Below are 5,045 nucleotides of genomic sequence, written 5' to 3' on the forward strand. Positions count from 1 at the left end.
GGACTGATTATTATGGCACAACTTAAATATATATGCATATTATTTTTTATATTTATTTTTTCAACTTTAAATGTATATTCTTTAAACCTAAAAGATACTACAGCTCCTAAAATAGATATCGTTTCTCCTATTAATGCACAGCAATACATTATTTCTAAACCTACTATACGAGCTACTTTTCAAGATGAAAATAATATAGATTTAAAAAGTATTAAGTTCTTTGTTAATTATAAAGATGTTACTAAGTATTGCAAAATCGAAGATAATTCAATTTCTTATAAACCTAAAAATAAATTTAAAAGAGGTACTCAAATAATAGAAGTTCATGTCAGTGATATAAATAAAAATAAATCTAAGGCTGAATGGTATTTTAATGTTGGGTCTCCAAATTATAACCATTATTATGGTCTAATCCATGCTCATACATCAAATAGTGATGGCCATGGTAGTTTTGAAGATGCTTACTATACTTCTAAATTCAAAGCTAAACTAGATTTTTTTGCAATAACAGATCATTCAAATATGTTAGATAAAGATACAGAAGTTACTTTAGATGATGGAAGTTTAAGTTCTAAATGGACAAGTTTAATTAATGTATCAAATGATTATACTTCTAATGATAAATTTTTAGCTCTTAAAGGTTTTGAAATGACTTATCCTTTTAAAAATAATAAAGATCCTATAGGTCATATAAATGTGTTTAATACTAATGGCTTTGTATCTACAAATGATTCTCTTTACTCTAATTTAGAAGATTTTTACAAAGAAATTTCTAAACATGATGATTTAATTGCTCAGTTTAATCATCCTTGTGATACATTTGGAAGATTTAATAACTTTAAATACAATAAAGATGCAGATAGTGTAATTTCTTTAATTGAAGTTTGTAATGGATATAAAAGTGATATAATTAAAAACAGAATAGCTTTTGAGGAATATCAAAAAGCTTTAGATTTAGGTTGGCATCTAGCTCCTACATCTAATCAAGATAATCATAGAACTGATTGGGGAGTGGCAAATGAATTTAGAACAGTTGTTTTATGTACAGGACTGAACGAAAATTCTTTTTATGATTCTTTAAAAAACATGAGAGTATATGCTACTCAAGATAAGAATATAAAAATAGACTATAGTATAAATGATCAAGTGATGGGTTCTACTATAAAAAATACATCAAATTTATATTTTAATATAAGTGTAATTGATAATGATCTTAAAGACAAAATTAAAAGAATTGAAGTGATTTCTAACGATGGAAAAATAGTTGCATATAAAAATTTTAGCTCCAACTTAGCTAAACTTGAATTAAAGCTTTCTACTTTAAAAGATTCTTATTATTATGTAAAAATCTATCAAAATAATGATAAAATATCGGTTACAGCTCCTATTTGGATTGAATTTAAAAAAGAACAATGATGAAAGATTAATCTTTCATCATTGTTTTTATATAAACTCCATTCCCATTTAAAGTATCCTTAGTCATTACATATGATAATGATCCTATTAACTTATCATTTTGAATAATTGGAGATCCACTCATTCCTTGTGTTATTCCTCCATATTTTTTAATTAATTGTTCATCTTCTACTTTAAAATCAAAACTCTCTATTTGTTTATCCATTTTATTAATTTTTGTAATATTTATTTTATAATGCTTCTCTTCACTTTCATTGTGTTTCATAACTACAAAAGCTTGTCCTAATTTAACTTCATTTTCACTTGCAATTTTACATATTTTTTTCTCTTTGCTATTTTGTAGTGAGTTTATATTACCTTTGACACTATGACTTCCAATATTTGTAATTATTCCTAATAAATTTTTACTTTTATTTCCACTTATATTTCCTACATACTTTTTAGATGATTTTTTTATACGAGATAAATTTGACTTATATATTTCGCCTTTATTTGTAATTAATTTTTGATCTCCCTCAAATTTAATATCGTGACCTACTGCTCCAAAATTTAAATTTTGTGGGTTTATATAAGTTAAAGTTGCTGTATATGGAATTTTATCTACTAAATATTCTGGTTTAAGTTGTTTTTTATCAACACTTACATTTATTTTTTTATTTTTTCTTATTAAACTCAAATTTATTTTTTCATCTTCTTTCATAGATATAATAATACTTATTATATCTTGCTTAGATAATACATTTTTTTCATTTTGATTAAATATCCTTTTTACTGCATCTCCACTTATACAGTCTATTAAATCATAATTTTTAATATATAAGTTTTCTTCTACTCCAAATATCATTACTTTTTCAGTATTTAATTCCATATGCAATAATTCTCCCCCTATTATAACTTCTTGCGGTATTTTTTGATTTTTTTGCATTGAATAAACATCATTTGGCAATAATACTATTAGCATATTTATTATTAAAAAAATAAAAAACTTAATTCCTTTAGATGATTGCATTTAGTGTCACCTTCTTAAATTAGTTTAGTATTTATTTTTATTATTATTTGCTTTAATTTAAGTTAATATAATGGTTACTATTTTACATAATTCCCATAGCTATATTTACCTCTTCAATTTTTAATTTATGCACATTAATATGTATATTTTTTGATTTGTAGCACAAAAAAGCCATCTTTTTTAAGATAGCTTTTTCTATAAAATATTTAAATGGCCATAATTTCTTTCAATTACAACACCCTTATTTTCAAAAGATATTTTTTCTTTAAATAAAGGTCCATCTATTACAAATGTATGATATTCTCCATTTTCACCGCAAGCGTCTGCTCCAGAATTTTTAATTTCATCAACAACATTTTTTGTAAGTTTTTTACCTAATAAATCTTCATTTAAATAGTCTAAATTTATAGTTTTTATTATAGTTGTAAATCCACTTTCTATAAATTCATAAACTAATGCTTCTCTATCTTCTTGCCATAATGGAAAACTAGCTTCAATTCCAGCATTTTTACACCTTTCAGTGTCCCAATATTTATGCTCTTCAATATCAATATCCCCAAATACACAAATACTTGCACCAAGTTCCTTTGCTTTTATTAAGCTCTTTTCAAACTCTTTTTCATACTCACAAACATCACATTCAACCTCTAATAATGGAATTGATAAACTTTCGCTTACTTGTTTTAACAATTTTCTATTTATTCCATGTGTCCATGATTTATCAGCATCTTTTTTTACAGTTGTTAAAAGAGCTACTGGCTCATAACCTTTTTTTATCATTCGATATAATGCCAGTGTACTATCTTTTCCTCCGCTAAATGACATAACAAAATTTTTTTTCATTACTATATCTCTCCTAATATGTATTCTTTACATTTATTTTATCACATATAGTTGATTTCCCAAATATTTATGTTTATGTCAATCTAATCATGTTCTATTTATTTAGTTGAATTCAATCATATAAACCTTATAAAACTATGTTATTTACTTCTTGACTTTTCTCTTCTTTCTTTAGTTTGACTTTTGGCTCACTTGGCAATCCAAACTTTGGTATAAATTTATCAAACCCTGTTACGGTTAATATCAGTATTGACCCAATTGTGACATATGCCATAATATTATACTTTATAATATCAAATGGTACGAAATTGTGAAGTGGATACACAGCTGTTAATATCCCTAAATAAAATCCTATATATACATGCCATGGTATTAATTGAGACCCAAATACGCCCAAAGAACTTGAAAATGTTGCATTTCTTAAACGTAATTGGTATAAATCCTCTGCACTTCCTTCTACATTTTCTTCAACTAATTCTTTAATTATAGGCCCTACTGTAACAATTTGAGCCATCTCATCTGCAAGCGCAGCATTTCCTACGAAGCATAGTAACCCGTTCATAAGCATTAATTGCCTTACATTCCTAGATATTTTTAATACTAATATTGACAGAGGCTCAAAGGCTTTCATCTTACTCATTATTCCACCAAATGCTCCAACCCACATCATCATAACTATAACCCATGAACCTGCATCCGCAAATCCTGACATCATTAAATCTAAAAAAGCTTTTAAAGATTCAACAGTACCTGCAAAAGTTCCTAATATAAATGATGATAATATACCAATAGATAAGCAAGCTAGTGTAGGTAGTCCTTTTATCGCTACTGCCAAAACTAGTATCAATGGTATTGCCATGTAATATGGAACTCCTGATTTTACTTGATTTAATAACTCTACTGCTGATGGTCTTTCAGCTTCTAAATCAACCATAACTTGATGCGGGATCTGATTTATAGCAGCTGTAGCATTTGTAGCTTGAGTAGGTAATTCCATATACGTACTTAATGCAAATATAACAATAACTGTTATTCCTAAACAAATTATAGACCAAGGACCTTGAGACTTAATTCGATCTACGACCTCAACATCTTGTATTCCTGAACTTACTACAGTTGTATCTGAAATAAGCCCAATATTGTCTCCAAAACAAGCACCCCCAGCAATAGATGCTGTAGTTAATAGAATATTTCCCCCAACCATGTGATTTAACCATAAGAATATTGGAGCACATGCTGCAAATGTTCCCCATGATGTTCCAGTAGCTACCGAAAGAATTGCTGTAACTAAAAATGCAACAACTGCTACTGTCCTTCCTGTTACACCTAGAGAAAGTGCTATATTTACCAAGGATGCCCCTACTCCCGTTGACATAAATGCTTCAGCCATTGCATATGCAAGCATTAGTATAAAAAAAACTAAATTTAAATGTTTTACATTGTCCACTGCACAATCAACTAAATCATTAAACTTACACTTCTCTGTTAATGACGCAACTATAAATGCATATATAGTTGCTATTGGAGCTGCTATTAAGCAGTTCATCCCCGAAATCATTAAACCTGCCAGTATAAATACTGGTGAAAACTTAAATAGTCCAACAAAAAATCTATATAATCCAACCCAAAACCTCATAAGGTAAGCCTCCTTGATATATTGTATAACTTTGATAGTCTTTTATACTATGTCTCATAATATCAATTAATTTATAGACTTATGCACTAATATGTGGTATATGGTGCATAAGTCATTTAATTATAATTTTAAGATAATATT

General features: G+C 27.4%; 4 protein-coding genes. 1 reads left to right on the forward strand and 3 read right to left on the reverse strand.

The genetic code is table 11. The annotated features are described in order from the left end of the window. A partial coding sequence (locus VN21_RS18625; protein ID WP_207641523.1) for a CehA/McbA family metallohydrolase occupies positions 1–1,416 on the forward strand: 1,416 nt, incomplete at its 5' end. A gap of 7 nt (positions 1,417–1,423) precedes the next feature. Here VN21_RS18625 and VN21_RS05490 read toward each other — a convergent pair. The 3 genes from VN21_RS05490 to VN21_RS05500 form a co-directional block, all read right to left on the reverse strand. Beyond that, complete coding sequence (locus tag VN21_RS05490; RefSeq protein WP_046822420.1) at positions 1,424–2,425, reverse strand: SpoIVB peptidase S55 domain-containing protein; 1,002 nt, start codon at positions 2,423–2,425, stop codon at positions 1,424–1,426. A 195-nt stretch (positions 2,426–2,620) separates the two neighbouring features. Beyond that, positions 2,621–3,268: a Dph6-related ATP pyrophosphatase gene (locus VN21_RS05495; protein WP_046822421.1), complete on the reverse strand. Its 648-nt coding sequence runs from the start codon at positions 3,266–3,268 to the stop codon at positions 2,621–2,623. A gap of 127 nt (positions 3,269–3,395) precedes the next feature. Next, a complete protein-coding gene (locus tag VN21_RS05500; protein WP_046822422.1) occupies positions 3,396–4,904 on the reverse strand; it encodes a Na+/H+ antiporter NhaC family protein in 1,509 nt (502 codons plus the stop codon). Between the last annotated feature and the right edge of the window lie 141 nt (positions 4,905–5,045).

Source organism: Paraclostridium benzoelyticum, from assembly GCF_001006285.1.
In the GTDB taxonomy this organism is placed as follows: Bacteria; Bacillota; Clostridia; order Peptostreptococcales; family Peptostreptococcaceae; genus Paraclostridium; species Paraclostridium benzoelyticum.